Annotated in this window: 17 protein-coding genes; 8 read left to right on the plus strand and 9 right to left on the minus strand. The window is 38.5% G+C overall.

Translation table 11 applies throughout. The features are described 5' to 3' along the window. Window positions 1–2: 2 nt before the first annotated feature. The 4 genes from H4O18_RS02010 to H4O18_RS22440 form a co-directional block, all read right to left on the minus strand. Window positions 3–2,753: a PD-(D/E)XK nuclease family protein gene (locus H4O18_RS02010; protein ID WP_187581428.1), complete on the minus strand. Its 2,751-nt coding sequence runs from the start codon at window positions 2,751–2,753 to the stop codon at window positions 3–5. Between the two features lie 3 nt (window positions 2,754–2,756). Further along, window positions 2,757–2,894: a hypothetical protein gene (locus H4O18_RS02015; RefSeq protein WP_187581429.1), complete on the minus strand. Its 138-nt coding sequence runs from the start codon at window positions 2,892–2,894 to the stop codon at window positions 2,757–2,759. Between the two features lie 243 nt (window positions 2,895–3,137). After that, complete coding sequence (locus H4O18_RS02020; protein ID WP_187581430.1) at window positions 3,138–4,478, minus strand: OmpA family protein; 1,341 nt, start codon at window positions 4,476–4,478, stop codon at window positions 3,138–3,140. A gap of 410 nt (window positions 4,479–4,888) precedes the next feature. Continuing rightward, on the minus strand, window positions 4,889–8,005 hold the full coding sequence (locus H4O18_RS22440; protein ID WP_187581431.1) for a UvrD-helicase domain-containing protein: 3,117 nt from the start codon (window positions 8,003–8,005) through the stop codon (window positions 4,889–4,891). Window positions 8,006–8,124: 119 nt separating this feature from the next. Here H4O18_RS22440 and H4O18_RS02030 point away from each other — a divergent pair, with 119 nt between their 5' ends. Then, window positions 8,125–8,733, plus strand: a complete 609-nt coding sequence (locus H4O18_RS02030) for a superoxide dismutase (RefSeq protein ID WP_222942310.1) — start codon at window positions 8,125–8,127, stop codon at window positions 8,731–8,733. 576 nt (window positions 8,734–9,309) lie between these two features. Here the strand turns inward: H4O18_RS02030 and H4O18_RS02035 are convergent. The 3 genes from H4O18_RS02035 to H4O18_RS02045 all read right to left on the minus strand — a co-directional run bounded on the left by H4O18_RS02035 (window position 9,310) and on the right by H4O18_RS02045 (window position 11,349). After that, window positions 9,310–9,888 carry a uracil-DNA glycosylase family protein gene (locus H4O18_RS02035; RefSeq protein ID WP_187581432.1) on the minus strand — a complete coding sequence of 193 codons (579 nt, stop codon included), beginning with the start codon at window positions 9,886–9,888 and terminating at the stop codon, window positions 9,310–9,312. Beyond that, window positions 9,888–10,559, minus strand: coding sequence for a 16S rRNA (cytidine(1402)-2'-O)-methyltransferase (gene rsmI, locus H4O18_RS02040; RefSeq protein ID WP_187581433.1), 672 nt, complete (start codon window positions 10,557–10,559; stop codon window positions 9,888–9,890). Before rsmI ends, H4O18_RS02035 begins: the two co-directional genes overlap by 1 nt. Window positions 10,560–10,662: 103 nt before the next feature. Continuing rightward, a complete protein-coding gene (locus H4O18_RS02045) occupies window positions 10,663–11,349 on the minus strand; it encodes a hypothetical protein (protein ID WP_187581434.1) in 687 nt (228 codons plus the stop codon). Window positions 11,350–11,552: 203 nt separating this feature from the next. Here H4O18_RS02045 and H4O18_RS02050 point away from each other — a divergent pair, with 203 nt between their 5' ends. The 7 genes from H4O18_RS02050 to arfB all read left to right on the plus strand — a co-directional run bounded on the left by H4O18_RS02050 (window position 11,553) and on the right by arfB (window position 18,839). Continuing rightward, entirely contained in the window at window positions 11,553–12,197 is a 645-nt protein-coding gene (locus tag H4O18_RS02050) for a thymidine kinase (RefSeq protein ID WP_187581435.1), read from the plus strand. Further along, window positions 12,190–13,296 (plus strand): alanine racemase, encoded by a 1,107-nt coding sequence (alr, locus tag H4O18_RS02055; RefSeq protein WP_187581436.1) that lies wholly within the window; start codon window positions 12,190–12,192, stop codon window positions 13,294–13,296. The genes H4O18_RS02050 and alr overlap by 8 nt, the downstream gene beginning before the upstream one ends. A gap of 148 nt (window positions 13,297–13,444) precedes the next feature. Further along, entirely contained in the window at window positions 13,445–13,852 is a 408-nt protein-coding gene (mscL, locus tag H4O18_RS02060; protein ID WP_187581437.1) for a large conductance mechanosensitive channel protein MscL, read from the plus strand. 231 nt (window positions 13,853–14,083) lie between these two features. Beyond that, the gene (locus H4O18_RS02065) at window positions 14,084–15,073 is read left to right on the plus strand and encodes an aspartate-semialdehyde dehydrogenase (RefSeq protein ID WP_187581438.1); all 990 of its coding nucleotides are present in this window, start codon (window positions 14,084–14,086) and stop codon (window positions 15,071–15,073) included. 131 nt (window positions 15,074–15,204) lie between these two features. Continuing rightward, a complete protein-coding gene (locus H4O18_RS02070) occupies window positions 15,205–17,361 on the plus strand; it encodes a prolyl oligopeptidase family serine peptidase (RefSeq protein WP_187581439.1) in 2,157 nt (718 codons plus the stop codon). 91 nt (window positions 17,362–17,452) lie between these two features. After that, on the plus strand, window positions 17,453–18,427 hold the full coding sequence (locus H4O18_RS02075) for an ABC transporter ATP-binding protein (protein ID WP_187581440.1): 975 nt from the start codon (window positions 17,453–17,455) through the stop codon (window positions 18,425–18,427). A 7-nt stretch (window positions 18,428–18,434) separates the two neighbouring features. Next, window positions 18,435–18,839 (plus strand): alternative ribosome rescue aminoacyl-tRNA hydrolase ArfB, encoded by a 405-nt coding sequence (arfB, locus tag H4O18_RS02080; protein ID WP_187581441.1) that lies wholly within the window; start codon window positions 18,435–18,437, stop codon window positions 18,837–18,839. 16 nt (window positions 18,840–18,855) lie between these two features. Here the strand turns inward: arfB and H4O18_RS02085 are convergent, their stop codons facing one another. Together H4O18_RS02085 and H4O18_RS02090 are read right to left on the minus strand one after the other, a co-directional pair. Next, the gene (locus H4O18_RS02085) at window positions 18,856–19,548 is read right to left on the minus strand and encodes a cyclase family protein (RefSeq protein WP_187581442.1); all 693 of its coding nucleotides are present in this window, start codon (window positions 19,546–19,548) and stop codon (window positions 18,856–18,858) included. A 59-nt stretch (window positions 19,549–19,607) separates the two neighbouring features. Then, window positions 19,608–20,063 carry a 3-oxoacyl-ACP synthase gene (locus H4O18_RS02090; protein ID WP_187581443.1) on the minus strand — a complete coding sequence of 152 codons (456 nt, stop codon included), beginning with the start codon at window positions 20,061–20,063 and terminating at the stop codon, window positions 19,608–19,610. Between the last annotated feature and the right edge of the window lie 43 nt (window positions 20,064–20,106).

Consider the following 20,106-nt stretch of genomic DNA (forward strand, 5'->3'; position numbering starts at 1 on the left):
CGCTATACCTCCTTTTCTGTAAATGGTACAAGAGGATTACCAATTTCAGAAATTAAAATTCTAATAGATTCCATAAAATGGGCAATAGTTTCTTGGGTAATGGAATTATCCTTGTTTCTACTGCCCTTCTTTTCTTTTACTGCAAATTTTAGCAGACCCGAACTTAAATTTTTAAATGAAATTATTCCTGCTTCTATTTTACCAATGGCTTGATCGTTGTTGTACATAATGGCATAGCATAACAATTGAAAGGCTTTGCTGTAGTTGTAGTCCTGTATGGCATCCTCCCATTCCACAATTTCGACCTGGGGACTTGTCACATTACCTGTTTTATAGTCGATTATTCTTATAAGTCCGTCTTTTTCATCTATCCGGTCCAATTTTCCTTTTAGGACCACAGGAAAATCAAGTCCGGGAACAGCTATATTCATTCGAAGTTTTTCTTCTACCCCTAATATTTTAATTCGATGTTGTTTAACTTCTGCCAATTCCATCTTTAGGAAATTTTCTATGTACCTCACCACCACATTAAAGGCAATCAGGTTTTTTCCTCTGGAAATATCCCCTTCTGCAAAGCTCTTCGCAAAATGACCTATTACAGTAGTCTTTATCTTCTTTTTCATTTCTTGAAGCATGGACACTTCCAGATAGGTATTCAAATAAGGTTTGTAAAGGTCCTCCAGGGTATCGTGTACAATAGTTCCAAAAGTATTGTTGGCAACGGTTTCTTCCACTTCCATAACGTCGTCTATTCCCAACAGATTTCTTTTATAAAAATCTATGGGATTTCTGATATAATTACTCAAAGAGGTGGGTGAAAAACCTTTGGAAGCATGCTCCTTGATCAAATCCATAAGGTCCGCATCCTTTGTAATGGTCTGTAAAACCTTAACTGTTGGATTTATTTCTGGCGCGGCAATAATTTCGGTAATATCCACCAATTTATTTTCATCGGTAAGGAGTTGGGTCAGAAACCTACTTCTCTCTCCTCCTTCCAAAACATCTGCCTCGGTATTGTACACCAAATAGATGTTTTTTGCCCGTTGTAATAAGCGATAAAAATGATACGTATACACTGCATCCTTTTCCTTATAAGTAGGAAGTTTGTAATACTTTTTTAGATCGAAGGGGATAAAGGAATTATTAGACTTGCCGGAAGGAAGTATACCTTCGTTCACCGAAGTTAGAATAACGGTTTCAAAATCCAACACCCTACTTTCCAACATTCCCATTATTTGCAGTCCTTCCAAAGGTTCTCCTTGAAAATCCAGGGTTTCGTGCCTTACAATTTCCAAATAAAGGCTTTCCAATGATTGTAGGTCGTTAGCAAAAGAATATTGCTCCACCATGTCCTGAAGTTGATTGAATAAGGTGTAAAACCTATACAAATACTCCAAACCAAGGGACTCTTTGGATAGTACAAATTTCTCCCTAAGTATTTGGATAATTTGATGACATTTATGTATAAAATTGGTTCCCGAAACCTTCTCCTGAAAAAACAGTAGACTAAGCAAGTGGTCATTTCCTTCTATTGCGGAACGTAAATTATCTGAGCTTATAAATGCCCAATTTTTCAATCTAATGGCCTCACTTATAATGCCCGCAATATTTTGCTCCTTTTCGGTACATAGAATTTGTATGTAAGGATGTGACAAAAAATCCAACAGCTGTTGAAAATACCACCCTTGGGAATCCTTTTTTAAGTGTAGTGAAAGATATTGGGAGAACAAACTGGCCAAGGGAGTACTTTTTAACGGATATCCCATAGTAATATTTACGGTATCCAGCTCCGAGGGTATAGCGTTCAAAAGCGGATTCAACAGGGTTTCATCACCCAAAACTATAGCCGTGTTCTTGAGAATGTTGTTGTCCTCTTCTTTAAGTTTCAACAAAAGACCCCCTACATACTTTGTTTGGGAAACGTTTTTGGGTACACCTATTATTTTAATATTCTTTTGGGCCGTATAATTGCTTTCAATTCCCTTTAGTGCTTTCCCTTTAAGATAGGGCCAAGTATTTTGATGCTGTCTAATAAAATAACTGGCATCGTGTATAGCGTCTTCCACAAAATAAGTATCGCTATCCCAAAAAATATCCCCTTTGGTTTTAGTCAATATTTCCTGAATAATATGGGACTCCGCCGTATTTAAGGCATTAAAGCCAAGGAATATATGTGTCTTGTTTTCATTATTGGCCAAATAATCTTTTAATTGTTCACAGGCCGTGCGATAAATTAGACCCTGATGCCCCAATTTTTTGGCTTTCAGCAAATCATTAAAAGCCTTATATAGCGGTTCAAGATTATTCCAGAATTTAATATAATTCGTAATTATTTCGGATTTTTCCTTCCGTAACGACCAATGGTTTATTTCCTGGATATTGGCCAAATAGGAAAAAATATCTTTGGCATCTATTAAATATCTATCGATCTCATTAAAATCCTGTAATAAGGTCTGCCCCCATTTAGAAAAAGTGGAGAAATTATCTTTTTCGCCATATTCCATTGCCGAATAAGCCTTGTAAAGTGTAAAAAGTTGCTCCATATTTGAAGCGGCCTCCAGTTTGGAAATATGTTCCACAAAGCCTTCTATACTGTATATTTTAGGAGAAAATATAGTTTTATTGGCTGTATTGGCCAAGGTTGTCCGTAAAATAGTCCCTGCCCGTTTGCTAGGCAATATTAAGATTATGTTGTCGAAGGAATCATAGGTCTTTAATAAATCATCAACTACCTGTTGGAGAAAACTTTTCATCGGTTAGATCATCATATTTTTTAAAGTCGGAACCTGCCTGCCAATAGCCATGTGCAAATCGCCGATCAAGTTTTGGTCCCAATAATCATCTGAAGTTACCTCCACCATACCTACTGGTTGCTTTACTAAAAATTTCTTCAAAACATCCACTTCAATTTTAATCCCAAGATTCTTTTAAGAATTTTAAATTTCTGTAAATATGGGGTAATTTAATTATAAAAAATAGAACGAAGGCATGCACTTCGTTCTAACATGAAAAATATAATAATTTCTGGTTAGGGAATATATTTTTGGTAATTTATCCTTGTTTATTTACAAACAAAAACAAAAAAAGCCCCGCTAAATAGCGGGGCTCTTCTTTATAGTTTTAAAACTACTTGGAAATTACTTTACCAAGTTAATTTCAACTCTTCTGTTTTGCTTTCTACCAGCATTAGTATTGTTAGTAGCTATTGGCTTATCCTCACCGTAACCTACGGCAGATAATCTAAACTCTTCAATACCTTTATCTACTAAGAACGTTTTAACTGAAAGCGCTCTTGACTCAGATAATTTTTGGTTCAAAGAATTACTACCTACACTGTCAGTATGACCTTCTACAGTAAATTTAGCAGTAGGATACTCCTTAAGGATGGTAATAATATCAACCATTACAGAAGTAGATTCTGCTTTGATAGAAGATTTACCAGTATCGAACAAGATTGTTCTAGCGTATTCGTTCAATTGCTTCTGAACTTCTTCAGTAACTTCAGGACAACCTTGGTTAGCTACAGTTCCGGCAACATCTGGACATTTATCATCTTTATCCAATACACCGTCACCATCTTTATCTTGGTAAGGACATCCTTTGTTAGCAGCAGGACCAGCTTCGTTAGGACAAGCATCATCTTTATCGGCAACACCGTCACCATCAGCATCTGGACAACCAGCTAAAGCAGCAAGACCAGCTTCGTTAGGACAAGCATCATCTTTATCAGCAACACCGTCACCGTCAGCATCTGGACATCCGTTCATTTCTTTAGAACCTGCCTCATTAGGACAAGCATCTTTGCTATCCTCGATACCATCACCGTCTGCATCTGGACATCCGTTGAAAATCTCTAAACCAGCAACTTCTGGACAAGCATCATCTTTGTCGTAGATTCCGTCACCATCTGTATCAGTACCACCAAATTTGATAGCAATACCGGCCATATGTTGGAAATGCTTAGCTAAATAATCTTCAAAAGCATGCTTGTAAGACGTCTGTAAGGTTAAACCAATGTTTTCAGTAAACCAAAGGTTAAGTCCAACACCACCATTTACGGTACCAGCACCAACTTCGTCTATCCAAGTATAACCACCACCAATTTCAATAAATGGATCGATTACTGTACTTTTTAAGAAATTATATTTTATTGTACCATCAAGACCGTAGTGAGACAAATCGTCTACACTAACATCTCCCAATTTGTCAATACGGTTCAAAGAACCTCTTGCTCCAATTGAGAAGCCACTACCTACATACTTAGATACTCCTACATAAGAAATGGATGGAAGGATGTTCCAATGGTCTGTTGCATTAAAGAATTCATTCCCAAAAGTGCTCATGTCTCCGGTAGGGTAAACGTCAATTGCGTTAGCTCCGAAACTTACTTGCCATGGGTTATTCTCGTCTTGCGCTTGTACGTTGTTAAAACCTACAATAAGTAAGGCAACAACCAATAATTTGCTAAGATGTTTCATGTTCAATTTTTTAAGTTTAAGTGTTTATTAGCTGCAAATGTAAGTTGTTAAAAATTATTAACAAAATCATTTTCTTAATTTTTTTAACGTATTTCACACGAAAAAAGACGCATTTAATCGATATTTAATGCTGTGCCTACCTTGGTAAAACGGTTAATTCACCAATCACGTGTTCAATAACTATGGTTTAAGGCCAGTTGTAGGTTTTCCATTAAGTTCCATAGAATGGAATAATACACTCGACTAAATAGCTTTTTCGGGCAGTATTTTGGTCTATTTCTACCTTATTTAGGCTTCATATAACATGATTCTGGACTAAAAACGGGGGTATAACAATCAATTAAATCGCCGCCAGCCCATTTCTAAGTCTATATTTTATCTACTTTACCAGATAAAAGCTTTAATACCAACTAGATAAATTCCAGCGTAATTTCCTCATTGATATATATAAGGATTTTGTTTTCAATTTCATATCCCATTGCTTCCAAGGCGTCGGCATAGGAATAGATTTGTTCGTGGTAGGCGGGATTCTTTTTACCCGTCTTATAATCTATTATTGACGCCCTGTTATCCTTTATTACTATCCTATCTGGGCGAAGTATCTTCCCGTTTTGGGTAAGGATATCCTGTTCGTTCTTAATAAGGTTCCCTTTATCATAGTAGCTATTCAGTTTTGGATGTTCCACAATGGCCTTTATCCTTTGACCCATCCCCATGCTATCCTCTTGGGAAAGATCACCATTTCTTATTAGACCATCTATAGCACGGTCTATATCCTCATTGGTCTCTATTAGCCCCATTATAAAATGCAATAAATTTCCTTTACTAATGGCAGTTCCCCTTTCGGTATCCCATAGAGCGCCCGACTTGGTTAAGATCCTAAACTCTGGTCGCTCCTTAAAACTGTATAAATGGGATATCTTTTCCTGATGTTCCCCCTTGGACGGTTCATCCTGAATTTCAAGATTTCCGAATTGATAGCAAGTCTTGGCCTCCTCCCAAAAACCCTTTTCCTTTAAATAGTGTATGAATAATCCTGAGTATAAATTTGGTTTGTGCTCGCCTTTTGGTGTTAGGTCTTTTTTAGAGATCACATAAAGGCCTTTAATCGCCCTTGTCAAGGCGACATATAATAAATTAAAGGCATCCAATTCCAATTTATGCTGTTCCTCATTATAAAGTGCTTCCGCTTCTGCACCATAGCTAATCACCTCCTGCTTTTTATTGATAAGAATCTCTTCAAAACCATTAAAGGCAATAGGATTAACAGGCAGCCATAATTTGGCATCCCTTTCTTCATATATATTGGTATTGGCAAAAGGAAAGATTACAATTGGAAATTCCAAACCCTTGGATTTATGTACGGTCATTATCTGAACGGCATCAACATTTTCCGGTGCAGTTATACTTAACCTTTCCTTTTTCTTTTCCCAATGAGCCAAAAAAACTTGGGTATTGGCACCTTCCTTTTGTTCCACTTCCAAAACAACATCCAAAAAATACGTTATATAGGCGTCAGAAATGTCTGCCAATCCAAATTTTTTAATAGCATATTCCAAACCGTCATAAACGGAGGACTGTCCCAGCATTTTTACATTAAACCCGTAGTTCTCCTGGAGCAATTGGGCAACCCTATTAATATTGGAGTTTATAAATTGATGTCTCTTTTCCTGGGCCTCGGAAAGAAAGCTCAGGATTTCATAACACCTTTCCTTCTCGTTGGGCTGAAGACTAAAATGTAATAAATTAATCAAGAACCTTACCTTGGGATTACTGTTTAACAGCAGTGTTTCAGACGAAATGATAGGAACTTTATTTTGCATTAGGAAATCTGCCAATAAAATACCGTGTTTTTTCTTGCGGGTAAGGATACAAATATCCCTAAGGGAATAGTTCTTTTTTAAGGCTTCCTCTAAAGTGTTCAATACCGAATTACAGTACTCCTCGTCTTCATCACTGGATTCCTCAACATCAATAAAGGAAAGCTGTACCAAACCCCCTTTTTTACTATTATAGTGTTGACTATTTCCCTCCACGAACAATTTATTATAAACACTGTTCTCCAAAAAAGGACTGGTAACCGTGAAAAAATCGTTATTGAATTTTATTACTTCCTCATGACTACGGTAATTGGCAGGGAGATTTGATGTGGTTGGCGGAATTACAAATGGATTATCCTTAAGATTGATCAGATTTAAAAACTGTTCGGCCTTTCCGCCTCTCCAACGGTATATGGCCTGTTTGGCATCGCCTACCAAAAGCAATGAACCTATTCTTCCTTGGTCGTCCACACTTTCCAATGCGTTACCGATCAAAGGAATTAGGTTGTTCCATTGCATCTCGGAAGTATCCTGAAACTCGTCCACAAAATAATGACGGTACTTTTCCCCAATACGTTCATAAATAAAAGGGGCCGGCTGATCTTTAATCTCCTTGGAAATAATACTATTGAAGGAAGATATGGGCAAAAGATCCCGCTCCAGTTCCAGGTTCTTAATTTCATGTTGAATAGCACTCAGAACCGTTAAGGGAACAATGTTGTTATAGCCGTTCTTGAGCAGCGACAAAACAATGGAGTTTTCCCTTATTTCATTAAACAGACTTATAAATCTTGGATGTAGTCCGTCCAGTATATCTTTAATATCCTGGCGGCAGGCCTTGGCGTATAAGGGGTCTGTTTCAAAATTTTGTTTCCACCCCGAATTGAAATCTATATTTAAATCCCCACCTGCTATTTTTGCCATAAATTTTGGAAAGTAGCCTGCTTTAAAATTATTGAATTCCAGATTATTATCCTCAATAATAGTTAGGGTTTCCTTCGCCCAGTCTATTATCTTCATTTCATGGGCCTGAATTTGCAGTACCAATTCCTTTTTTAAATCCACAAAATCCTCTATACTCTTACCTTCCAGTTTCTTTAAATGAGGAGCCTGATTCTCATTGAACAATAAAGCACCTATTTTTTGTAGGTCAAAAGCAATATCCCAACTTTTATCACCATCTATTTTTTCCAAGGCAAAATCAATCAACACCTTGGTCAATTGGGCATTGGCGCCAGCCTTATTGATAAGCTTGGCAATAGCTTCATCCAACAATAATTTGGTATCCAGGACCACTTCAAAATTTTGGGGAAGTTTTAAATCTTTTGCAAAAGTTCTAATTAGCCTATGGGTGAATTTATCAATTGTAGAAACATCAAAAAAGGCATAATTATGAAGAATCTCCTTTAGCACCTTCCTGGATCTATTGCGCAATGTACCTGTATCGACCCCTAATTCCTGTGATATATCGGCGAGCATGGGAGGAATTTCAAGATTATCCGACAGTTTTCCAAAATTAAAAAGACTGCCCAAAATCCGTTGTTTCATTTCGTTTACAGCTTTGTTTGTAAACGTAATGGCCAGAATACTGCGATAGTTCTTATTAAAATCTGAGGAAAGGATTATTTTTAAATACTCTTTTGCTAGAGTGTAGGTCTTGCCAGAGCCAGCAGAGGCGTTATAAATTTTGTAAGGAGCGTCCTGCACGTTATTTTAGTCGCAAAATAAGCAATATTAAACAGTTCTTAACAAATTATTAGGTGAATTTATATCATAAAACCGTAATTTTGGGAAACAACATTTTTTAACATAAAAACTAGAACATTATGGCTTTTGAATTACCTAAATTACCTTATGCGTACGACGCTTTGGAACCACATATTGATGCCAGGACCATGGAAATACACCATACCAAGCATCACAACGGGTATACTACCAATTTAAACAACGCACTTGACGGAACTGATCTGGCAAAAAAATCTATCTTGGATATTTTGGGCAGCTTGGATATGTCCAATGCCGCAGTTAGAAACAATGGCGGAGGATTCTTTAACCACTCCTTATTTTGGGAAATCATGTCCCCAAATGGTGGCGGACAACCTTCCGGAGATCTTGCAGATGCTATAAAATCCGCATTTGGTTCTTTCGAATCTTTTAAGGATGCTTTTGCCAAAGCCGCGGCAACAAGATTTGGCTCTGGATGGGCTTGGTTATGTGTTCATAAAGGAGGAAAACTGGAAATATGCTCTACTCCAAACCAGGACAATCCACTTATGCCGGGAACCGGCTGCGGAGGGTTTCCAATTTTAGGATTGGATGTCTGGGAACATGCCTATTACCTAAATTATCAGAATAGAAGACCAGACTACATCAATGCATTTTTTAATGTAGTTAATTGGGATAAAGTAGCCGCTTCCTATAAGGCTAATAAATAGAAGATCCCTTGGAAGTAACCAAAAATTATCTTGAACTATAGGCAACAATTTTTATGCTGCCTAAGGATAATTTTCGGTTACATTCTTAACGCGATTCACGCTAAAATTAAAAGTCCGCCCATTAAAATTTTAATGGGCGGACTTTTTTTGATTTCAATACATAGAAAAGGGTGGAGAAGCCTCCACCCTTTTCGTCCCAAATCTTACCATAAACTTAACCTACTTATGCTATGGCGATACTAAAATACTGGTATTGTGAGAAATAACAAAAATATTTATGAAATATTATCTATATATTTTTTTTGCTGATAGAGGTCGTTAACAGGAAAAAGTTGTCCGATTAAGGTTAAAATACTGATATTCAGCAATAAAAAAGGCGAAGCTTAGCTCCGCCTTTTTTCCCCAAATCTTACCATGAACTTAACCTACTTATGCTATGGTCCTCCAAAAGTAACTCATAGGCAGTGGCGTAAAAAAGGTTTTAGACAAACTTCCCAATTATAGGTTGAAATACTTTTGTTACAGGGTTCTGGACGTATTGTTGGGATGTAATTAAAATCAATAGAATATTAGGGGTCACAAAATTCGAAGTATATGGGCAACCCTTTCCTGTAATACAGGTACCACCTCCGTTTGAAACCAAGGATTTTTTGTCTGCCAAAACCTATTTCTGGGAGAGGGATGGGGCAGTGGAAAATATTTAGGCAAAAATTCACGATAGTTCTTCACCGTTTCGGTCAAGGTTCTTTTTGAGCTCTTTCCTAAGTAATAATTCTGGGCATAAGTACCAATGAGAATAATCAATTCCAAGTGAGGCATATTTTCCAGCAATGCACTGTGCCATAAAGGGGCGCATTCCGGTCTAGGAGGCAAGTCTCCCCCCTTACCCCTACCTGGGTAGCAAAAGCCCATAGGCATCAGTGCTACTTTACTTTCATCATAAAAAACGGAATCCGAAATATTGAGCCATTTTCTCAACTGCCTACCGCTGGGATCATCCCACGGAATTCCGGTTTCGTGGACCTTGGTTCCGGGAGCCTGGCCAATAATGATAATCCTGGCGTTGGGATGTGCGGCTACTATGGGTCTGGGGCCCAAGGGCAAATGTGACTTACATACTTGGCAACTTCTTATTTCCGATAATAATCGTTCCATTACTTTTTACCTGACACTACAATAACGATCTCGCCTTTGGGCGGATTATCCGTATAATGCTGTAAGACCTCTTTTACCGTACCCCTTATTGTTTCCTCATACATTTTTGACAACTCACGTGAAACCGAAACCAACCTATCAGGTCCAAAAAAGGTCTCAAAATGGGACAATGTCTTAACCAGCTTATGTGGGGATTCGTAAATTATGATCGTCCTAGGTTCCTCGGCCAACAAAGTCAGTCTAGTTTGCCTTCCTTTTTTTACGGGCAAGAACCCTTCAAAGACAAATTTATCGTTGGGAAGACCACTATTTACCAATGCAGGGACAAATGCAGTTGCACCGGGCAGGCAATCTACCTCAATCCTATTTTCTACACAGGCACGGGTAAGCAAAAAACCAGGGTCGGATATGGCCGGGGTCCCGGCATCCGATATCAATGCAATGACCTCCCCAGCTTGCAAGCGTCTTACAATACCATCTACGGTCTTATGCTCATTGTGCATATGGTGACTTTGCATTGGGGTTTCAATACTGTAATGGTGCAATAATTTGCCACTGGTTCGGGTATCCTCTGCCAAAATAAGGTCTACTTCCTTGAGCACCCTGATAGCGCGTAACGTAATATCTTCTAAATTACCTATAGGAGTAGGTACTATATATAATTTCCCCATCAATTGTATTAAACACCCACTTTGCTTGAAATTGCAGGCAAGAAGTGGCAAAAATAATGAAAATCAGTGTTCAAAAATTTCGTAAGCCACCATTTATGCCGATTTACGAAAATTTTCGGGCGATTACATTCATAAATCGTTGTTCGTACTCTTCTTTGCCCTCCCAATGGTTGTAGTCAGGTTTTACCATGTTGGTAATAAAAGAAATAGAACGTTCTTCACTGTCAATGGTACTTAACTGGGACAACACCCTGTTATAATCCTCCATATTATTGTTGAAGAGATGCTTTACAAATGCCAAGCGATCGTTTAAATCCACTTTCAGGACTTTTTGAGAGCCGTGTTCCACCGATTGGGCCGTACCACCAGCTTTTACGGTTTTCACTTCTTTGGGCATAAATAAATCTTTATCGTTCTTTATCAAATCCGGTTTGTTGGTAAACTGGGACAAAACCTCGTCTATGGTCGTGGCACCGGGCATTTCCGATATCATGTCCTTAATGGTATCGATACCTGGAATAATAATATCCTCCTTATGTGGGTTACTTTCCGGTACAGATGAATTCGCATTTAAAACCGAATTGGCCATTGTTTCAAATTTGGCAGCGATGGCATTCTTGGAAACATCGATCTCTACCTCGTTTAATTTCTCTTCAATATATTTAAGAACTGCCAACTTTTCATATAACTCCCTGGCAGTTTCATATAAGGCCGAGAAATCGTTTAAGTTTCTCGAGGTTATTATTTCTGTTGATAATTTTCTCAATTCCTCTTTAAGTCTCTTTTTCATCTGAATATATTTTTAATTAGTTGGAGCTCAATTTGAGTGCCAAAAATAACAATTCCTTATAGGTAATAATACTTGGTTACAAAATGAAGTAATCAAGATTATCAACTTTTACCAATATTAATACTAGAAGGATTATTTTTTTAATAATTTTATCCCTCCTAAAAACAAACGGAAAACAAATTACTTTAGTCTAAAATTACAAAATGTTTCTCGAAAATACTGTTAACCCTAAAGAACAATTCGGTTGGATCGAAGTAATCTGCGGTTCTATGTTCTCTGGTAAGACCGAGGAACTGATCCGGAGGTTGAAAAGAGCCACATTTGCAAAACAAAAAGTGGAGATTTTTAAGCCCATGGTAGACAAAAGATATCACGAGGAAATGGTAGTTTCCCACGATGCCAACGAAATAAGATCTACGCCGGTACCTGCAGCTGCAAATATTCGTCTTTTGGCGGATGGTTGTGACGTAGTAGGGATTGATGAGGCACAATTTTTCGATGATGAAATCGTAACGGTTTGCAACGATCTGGCCAACAAGGGTATCCGAGTGGTGGTAGCCGGCTTGGATATGGATTTCAAAGGCAATCCGTTTGGACCTATGCCCGCGCTTATGGCTACTGCGGAATACGTTACCAAAGTACATGCCGTTTGTACACGAACAGGCAATCTGGCCAACTATAGTTTTAGAAAAGCCAACAATAATAAATTGGTATTTCTGGGAGAAACCGAAGAATATGAGCCCCTTAGTCGTGCGGCCTACTACAAGGCCATGCTAAAGGAAAAAGTGAATGCCATTGAAGTTACTTCAGAGCAAATACTCCCCCCTCAAAAAAAATCGAATGACTAAGGTTGGTGAAACCGTTCTGGAAATCGACCTAAGGGCACTGGAACACAATTATCATTATTTAAGGTCGAAAATTAATCCCAGTACTAAATTTCTAGGGGTGGTGAAGGCATTTGCCTATGGAAGCGATTCCATTGCCATTGCAAAAAAACTGGAATCACTTGGAGCAGATTACCTAGCGGTAGCCTATACTTTGGAAGGAGTGGCCTTAAGGAACGCAGGTATAAAATTGCCCATTTTGGTACTTCATCCCCAACAGGTAAGTTTTGCCACAATGATAGAAAAATGTCTGGAACCAAGTCTTTATTCCCCTGCTATTTTAAGCTCTTTTTTAAAATTGGCAAAGCAACTTGGACAAAAGAATTACCCTGTACATTTAAAATTCAACACCGGTCTAAACAGGTTGGGCTTTGGAGAAAAGGATATGGAATTTATTGCTAGTTCGCTTGAAGGAGCAGAACAGATAAAAATCAGCTCTTTGTTTTCACATTTAGCGGCCTCCGAAGATATGAATGAAAAGGAGTTTACCTTGGCACAGATACAACTTTTCGAAAAAATTAGTTCGCAACTTATTACCAAATTGAATAGCCAACCCTGGAGGCATATGCTGAACACTTCCGGTATAATAAATTATCCGGAAGCTCAATATGATATGGTGAGAAGTGGAATTGGCATCTACGGTTTTGGCAACGAAGCCTCCGAAGATGAAAAATTAATTCCTGTGGCTACCCTAAAAACGATCATATCGCAAATTCACAAAATTGAACCAAATGAAAGTGTCGGTTATAATAGGGCATTTGTTTCCAATACGTCCATAGTAACTGCAACACTTCCTTTAGGACACGCAGATGGAATTGGCCGACAATACGGCAATCGCGTTGGACAGGTTTCCGTAAATGGAAAATTGGCGCCCATTATTGGGAACGTATGTATGGATATGATTATGGTAGATGTCACAGGGATTGATTGTAAGGAAGGTGACGAGGTCATTGTTTTTGGCAAAAAACCCAGTGCAGAATTTTTAGCCTCTTCCGCCAAAACGATAACTTACGAGCTTCTTACTGGAATTTCGCAGCGCGTTAAAAGAATTTATATTGATTAGGAATTCCTGTACCTAACTTGCCGTGTACCCTCAATGAATACTGTCAATTAAAAAATAAGTCCGATGGATAAAAAATTATTTTAACGTTTTGTTAAGACATCTTTTTAAGCTACATTGCAGATACTATTAATTAATTAAAACACTAATTATGTTCAAAGAATTTAAGGATTTTATTATGACTGGCAATGTCATTGATTTGGCTGTTGCAGTTTTATTGGCAAGTGCCGCAGGCTTGGTTGTCAGTGGATTTGTCAATGATATTATGATGCCCATAGTAGGGTATTTTACTGGAGGCGTGGATTTCTCCGATATGCAAATTGTTCTTTCAGAGGCGGTGGTGGCCGCAGACGGAACGGTTGAAAAACCAGCAAGTGCCATCCGTTATGGAGCTTGGGTAAATTCTATAATCAACTTAATTATTGTTGGTTTTGTTCTTTTTATAATTGTAAAAGCTTATAACAAAACCAAAAAACCTAAAGAGGCAGCTCCTGAAGCGCCAAAAGGTCCAAGTCAGGAAGAACTATTGACTCAAATCAGGGATTTATTAAAAAAATAATATCACTATTTTACATATTGGACTTTGATGTCAATTCAAGGTCTAACCGCTTCACTACCAACTAACCAACAAAAACCGTCAACTAAGATTCGCTATCCAAGTTGACGGTTCTTTTTTATAACAATGTGTTATTTATAACAATTTGTTATATTTTTAATACATTCTGATCTATGTATTGTTTAATACCCTATTATCTGTACATTTGCCAACTGAAATTTTAATTTAATCGTAATGAAAGTAGCTGTAGTTGGTGCAACAGGGATGGTAGGGGAAGTAATGCTAAAAGTATTGGCAGAACGTAATTTTCCTGTAACTGAATTATTGGTAGTAGCCTCTGAAAGATCTGTAGGCAAAAAATTAACCTTCCAAGGTAAGGAACATACTCTAATTGGCTTAGAAACTGCGGTAGCTGCCAAACCGGACATTGCCATTTTTTCTGCAGGTGGAGACATTTCTTTGGAGTGGGCCCCAAAATTTGCAGCGGTCGGTACCACAGTAATAGATAATTCTTCAGCATGGCGTATGGATCCCTCCAAAAAGTTGGTGGTTCCTGAAATAAACGCAGGCGAATTGACCAAGGATGATAAAATAATAGCAAATCCAAACTGTTCCACTATTCAGATGGTATTGGCACTGTCTTCCTTACATAAGACATACAATATGAAAAGGGTGGTTGTTTCTACCTACCAGTCGGTTTCAGGAACAGGTGTAAAAGCCGTTCAGCAATTGGAAAATGAAATAGCAGGAATACAGGGTGAAATGGCATATCCTTATCCCATCGGGAAAAATGCATTGCCACATTGTGACGTGTTCCTGGACAATGGCTACACCAAAGAAGAGATGAAGTTGGCCAATGAGCCACAAAAGATATTCAATGACAGGACATTTTCCGTTACCGCTACAGCCGTACGTATCCCAACAGCCGGAGGTCATTCAGAATCGGTCAATGTAGAATTTGAAAACGATTTTGAACTTACGGAAGTAAGGAGACTATTAAATGAAACCCCGGGAATCGTTGTTCAGGACAATACCGATACCAATACTTACCCAATGCCAATTTATGCCCATGGCAAGGATGATGTTTTTGTAGGAAGAATTAGAAGGGATGAAACACAACCCAATACTTTGAACATGTGGATCGTTGCTGATAACCTTAGAAAAGGAGCAGCTACGAACGCAGTACAAATTGCAGAATATTTGGTTCAGAACCAATTAGTGTAATTAACTTACCTAATACCCTTGGTGAAAATCTAACTCTTCCGAGAGTGGAGGATAAGATGTTAAAACCTTTGTAACTACTTTTTACAAAGGTTTTTTTTATGCTATTTTTGGCATAAGCGTACCCCCATTTCATGAAGAAATCTTTAATAATCCCACTTGCAACTATAATTAATTCTGGCTGCGAGCCCACTCAAAAAAAAACCATCGTTTTGAATTATCCCACAACAAAAAGAGTTGATACCGTAGATACATATTTTGGAACAAAGGTCAATGACCCATTCCGTTGGTTGGAAGACGACAGAAGCACTGAGACAGAAAATTGGGTAAAGCAACAAAATGAGACTACATATAATTATCTGGACAAAATCCCATTTCGCAAGGATTTGAAAAAACGTTTGGAACAATTATGGAACTACGAGAAGCTGGGATCTCCGTTCAAGGAAGGCCATTATACTTATTTCTTTAAGAACGATGGCTTGCAAAATCAGAATGTGTTGTACCGTAAGAAGGGAGATGATAAGGAAGCAGAGGTATTCCTGGATCCCAATTCCTTTTCCGACGATGCCACAACCTCATTAGCAGGAATAAATTTTTCCAAGGATGGCTCCATAGCAGCGTATTCCATATCGGAAGGCGGAAGTGATTGGCGAAAAGTACTCGTAATAAATGCCGAGGACAAATCCATTGTAGAAGATACTTTGGTAGATATAAAATTTAGTGGGGTTTCCTGGAAAGGAAACGAGGGTTTCTATTACTCTAGTTATGACAAACCCAAAGGCAGTGAATTATCTGCCAAGACGGACCAACACAAACTTTACTATCACAAATTGGGAACCTCTCAGAAAAAGGATGAAGTGGTATTTGGTGGTATTCCATCAGAAAAACACAGGTATGTTGGTGGCTATGTTACAGAAGATGATCAATATCTAATTATTTCGGCCGCAGTATCCACCTCTGGCAATAAGTTATTTATAAAGGACTTAAACCTGCCTGGAGGCGACCTAATTACCATTTTGGATACCCCTGACACCGATAGCCAAGTTATACACAATGTGGGGTCAAAGCTGTTTATATTGACCAATAGAAATGCGCCCAATAAGAAAGTCGTTTCTGTAGATGCACAAAATCCAACTCCAGAACATTGGACAGATTTAATTCCAGAAACGCAAAATGTTCTTTCTGTAGGCACTGCCGGGGGATATTTCTTTACAGAATATATGGTAGATGCCATTTCCAAAGTGTACCAATATGACCATGAAGGAAATATGATTCGCGCACTTGTACTTCCAGGACTTGGAAGTGCCGGTGGTTTTAGCGGAAAAAAGAAGGAAACCGAACTCTACTTCTCTTTTACCAACTACAATACCCCGGGATCCTCCTATAAATACAATATCACTACTGGCGAATATACGTTATACTGGAAACCTGAATTAGATTTCAATCCTGAAGAATATGAATCCAAGCAGGTCTTCTACTCCTCAAAGGATGGCACTGAGATACCCATGATCATTACCCATAAAAAAGGAGTGGAATTAAACGGCACAAATCCGACCATACTCTACGGTTATGGTGGATTCAATATTAGCCTAACGCCTGCCTTTAGCGTTACCAATGCGGTTTGGATGGAACAAGGAGGAATCTTTGCCGTACCGAACCTAAGAGGTGGTGGCGAATATGGAAAAAAATGGCACGATGCCGGTATCAAAACCAAAAAACAAAATGTCTTTGACGATTTTATAGCTGCCGCTGAATATTTGATAAATCAAAAATATACCTCCAGCGACCATTTGGCCATTAAGGGAGGTTCCAACGGTGGACTTTTGGTTGGCGCTGTCATGACCCAAAGACCAGACTTAATGAAGGTAGCCTTGCCAGCTGTAGGTGTTTTGGATATGCTTAGATACCACACCTTTACTGCAGGTGCGGGCTGGGCCTATGACTATGGAACTTCTGAAGACAACAAGGAAATGTTTAATTACCTAAAGGGATATTCCCCTATTCATAATGTTAGGGCAGGTGTGCAATACCCTGCAACCCTTATTACCACCGGAGATCATGACGATAGGGTTGTACCTGCACATAGCTTTAAGTTTGCTGCAGAACTGCAGGAAAAGCAGTCAGGGAACAACCCTACTTTGATACGTATTGAAGTTAATGCCGGCCATGGAGCAGGAACTCCAGTGAGCAAGACCATTGAACAAAATGTGGATATTTATGGATTCACCTTGTTCAATATGGGTTTTAAGGAACTCCCCAACAAGGGAGTTTTAAAAGATTTTAAGGATTAGTATAAAAAAAATCAATAATTTTGTTCTAAGTCCGTTTCTTTTAGAAATGGACTTTTTTTATCCCCTATAGTTACATTTATAGTTATAGCCCATGTTACAAGTCAATTCACTTTCGTTCGCTTATGATAAAATACCGGTATTGACCGATATTAATTTTAAGGTAGCCAAAGGTGAACACATCTCCATAGTAGGGGAAAGTGGCTGTGGAAAAAGCACCTTGCTCAAAATTATTTACGGTCTACTTCAACCCAATCAAGGTGATATATTCTGGGGGGAGAAACAGGTGTTGGGCCCTGATTTTAATCTCGTTCCCGGCGAATCCTACATGAAATACCTTTCGCAGGATTTTGATCTTATGCCTTTCACCACTGTGGCTGAAAATGTAAGTCAATTTCTATCTGTTTTCTATCCAGAGGAATTAAAAGCGAGAACTGCCGAATTGTTGGAAATGATAGATATGGTTCCCTTTGCCAAAGTAAAGGTTAAAAACCTTAGCGGAGGCCAACAACAGCGAGTAGCATTGGCCAGAGTCCTGGCACAAAAACCGGAACTACTGCTTCTGGACGAGCCATTTGGCCATATAGACAATTTTAGAAAAAATCAACTGAGAAGAAATCTCTTCGGATACTTAAAAAAGGAAAAGATCAGTTGTATCACGGCTACACATGACTACCAAGATATTCTACCATATGCCAATAGAATTATTGTTCTTAAAGATCAGGAAATAATGGTAGACGCCAATACCAAAGATCTTTATAACAACCCAAAAAATATTTATACCGCCACCTTATTCGGGGAAGCCAACCATATTCCTATAAACATTATAAAATCTTATGGCGATGTAGAGCGGAAAATTATTGTTTACGCCCATGAATTTAGAATCTCTAATAAATCCGGAATTCCCACCACTGTAGAAAAATGCTATTTTATGGGCAGTCATTTTTTGATAGAAGGGTTGTCCGGGGAGAATAGAATACGTTTTAATTCCGATGAATCCATACCCGAAGGCAAACAGGTCTTTCTAAACATTGCTTTAGAAACCATTAACCAACGTCTAAAACCATAATAGCCAATTGAACAAGGAAGGCATCATTCAGGAGCTAAAATTTAAAGCAGTGCGGAGCAGCGGTGCCGGGGGGCAAAATGTAAACAAAGTTTCCTCCAAAGTGGAACTGACCTTTGATCTGGAAAATTCCAATGCACTGACCGAATTGGAAAAAAATAGACTTCGCAAAAAATTATCCTCCAAGCTAAGTAAAGAAAACCTTCTTTTAATGCAATGTGAGGAAACTCGTAGTCAACACAAAAACAAGGAACTGGTCATTCAAAAATTCCTTGAAACGATCCAAGTAAATTTAGTCGTCCCAAAAAGAAGAAGAAAGACCAAACCCACTAGATCGGCTATTGAAAAACGATTAAAGAGCAAAAAACGGGCTGCCCTTAAAAAGGTGAACCGCAGCAAGCCTAAATTGGATTAATCCGTTGAATCTTCTTTTACTCAAAAACTGCTACTGCCCTTACGGGCGACCCGGTACCTCCCCGTATTTTTAAAGGTAATCCAATAAACCGAAATCGGCCACGGCCAATCAAGAGATGTAAATTGATCATATTTTCATAGTGGGTAAAGCCCAACTCACCACAAATTTGATGCACTTCCCTATTGGAAATACCGGGAATTCCGGGCGACATCATTTCTACGCCAAATGCGGAAATTCCCTGTTCTCCCAACCATCTAGCCGCGGAGACGCTTAATCCAGGTCCACTGGACCAATCCAAGCTTCCATAAGCTCTTCTATAGTGATCAGTGTACAATAAGACCGTATCTCCCTTCTTAACGGTCATATTGGACTTGGTACAGGCCGATATTAAATCTTTGGGCTCAATTACCTCCTTTAGCCCCTTATGCGACAAATCCAAACAAATCCCCTCCGTATAAAACATGGAGAGTGGCATGGTGTCTATAGATTGCCCCCTAAATTCACCAGCCATATGGTTCAAGGCATCCACATGGGTTCCGGTATGTTCACTCATCTCCAATTTGTATACACTTGGTGAAACCAAATTGCTATCGGTAATACCTTCCCATTGTTCATGGGAGGCATACATCTCTATCTTTACCTCGGGAAGGCTTTTATAAACGGGCATCCCGGAAAATATCTCTTGGCTAAGGTCTATGATTTCGGACATAATCTAAGCTAAATAACAGGTTTATTAATATAAACTTCGGTCACAGAAGCAAAACAAGACTACTCAATTTGCCGTATTTCAATCTCTTTTGTATTAAAAATAACAACATCACCTACTTCTTTCCCCATTAACAATTTCCCAACCGGCGTATTGGGTGCAATGGCATAATAGGAAACTCCGTCTACTTTTATTTCCCCCGCACTTATTCCCAAATAATAATTTTGTTGATCGGTATATACCACACTTCCCAATCCTATGTGGGTCAAATTGGTCTTTAGGGGTATTTTCTTAAACAACTCCTTAAGTAAATTTACCTCGGAAAGCTGATTGCCCAATTTTTCACGCTCCAACTGAATCATAGCCCGACCAGTTTCATGCTTGTCCCCGGCACTACTTTTCGTCTCCGAGCTCAAGGCCTCCTGTAAGGAATCAATATTTTTTTGAATCCGCGCTAACCGACTCTCAATAAACAATTGACAAAACCCATATAGTTGTTGTTTCGGTGGTTGGTCCATTTAGAAATACATTAATTTAAACTTTTAAGATATTCACCATTTT

The organism is Arenibacter arenosicollis (assembly GCF_014397245.1).
GTDB lineage: Bacteria > Bacteroidota > Bacteroidia > Flavobacteriales > Flavobacteriaceae > Arenibacter > Arenibacter arenosicollis.

What these genes read in the sequence shown, in the direction of transcription:
- H4O18_RS02035 (WP_187581432.1), bottom strand. Translation starts at nt 9,888, where the DNA reads ATGGAACGATTATTATCGGAAATAAGAAGTTGCCAAGTATGTAAGTCA.
- H4O18_RS02070 (WP_187581439.1), top strand. Translation starts at nt 15,205, where the DNA reads ATGAAGAAATCTTTAATAATCCCACTTGCAACTATAATTAATTCTGGC.
- H4O18_RS02030 (WP_222942310.1), top strand. Translation starts at nt 8,125, where the DNA reads ATGGCTTTTGAATTACCTAAATTACCTTATGCGTACGACGCTTTGGAA.
- alr (WP_187581436.1), top strand. Translation starts at nt 12,190, where the DNA reads ATGACTAAGGTTGGTGAAACCGTTCTGGAAATCGACCTAAGGGCACTG.
- mscL (WP_187581437.1), top strand. Translation starts at nt 13,445, where the DNA reads ATGTTCAAAGAATTTAAGGATTTTATTATGACTGGCAATGTCATTGAT.
- H4O18_RS02045 (WP_187581434.1), bottom strand. Translation starts at nt 11,349, where the DNA reads ATGAAAAAGAGACTTAAAGAGGAATTGAGAAAATTATCAACAGAAATA.
- H4O18_RS02085 (WP_187581442.1), bottom strand. Translation starts at nt 19,548, where the DNA reads ATGTCCGAAATCATAGACCTTAGCCAAGAGATATTTTCCGGGATGCCC.
- H4O18_RS02090 (WP_187581443.1), bottom strand. Translation starts at nt 20,063, where the DNA reads ATGGACCAACCACCGAAACAACAACTATATGGGTTTTGTCAATTGTTT.
- H4O18_RS02010 (WP_187581428.1), bottom strand. Translation starts at nt 2,753, where the DNA reads ATGAAAAGTTTTCTCCAACAGGTAGTTGATGATTTATTAAAGACCTAT.
- H4O18_RS02065 (WP_187581438.1), top strand. Translation starts at nt 14,084, where the DNA reads ATGAAAGTAGCTGTAGTTGGTGCAACAGGGATGGTAGGGGAAGTAATG.
- H4O18_RS02075 (WP_187581440.1), top strand. Translation starts at nt 17,453, where the DNA reads ATGTTACAAGTCAATTCACTTTCGTTCGCTTATGATAAAATACCGGTA.
- H4O18_RS02050 (WP_187581435.1), top strand. Translation starts at nt 11,553, where the DNA reads ATGTTTCTCGAAAATACTGTTAACCCTAAAGAACAATTCGGTTGGATC.
- rsmI (WP_187581433.1), bottom strand. Translation starts at nt 10,559, where the DNA reads ATGGGGAAATTATATATAGTACCTACTCCTATAGGTAATTTAGAAGAT.
- H4O18_RS02020 (WP_187581430.1), bottom strand. Translation starts at nt 4,478, where the DNA reads ATGAAACATCTTAGCAAATTATTGGTTGTTGCCTTACTTATTGTAGGT.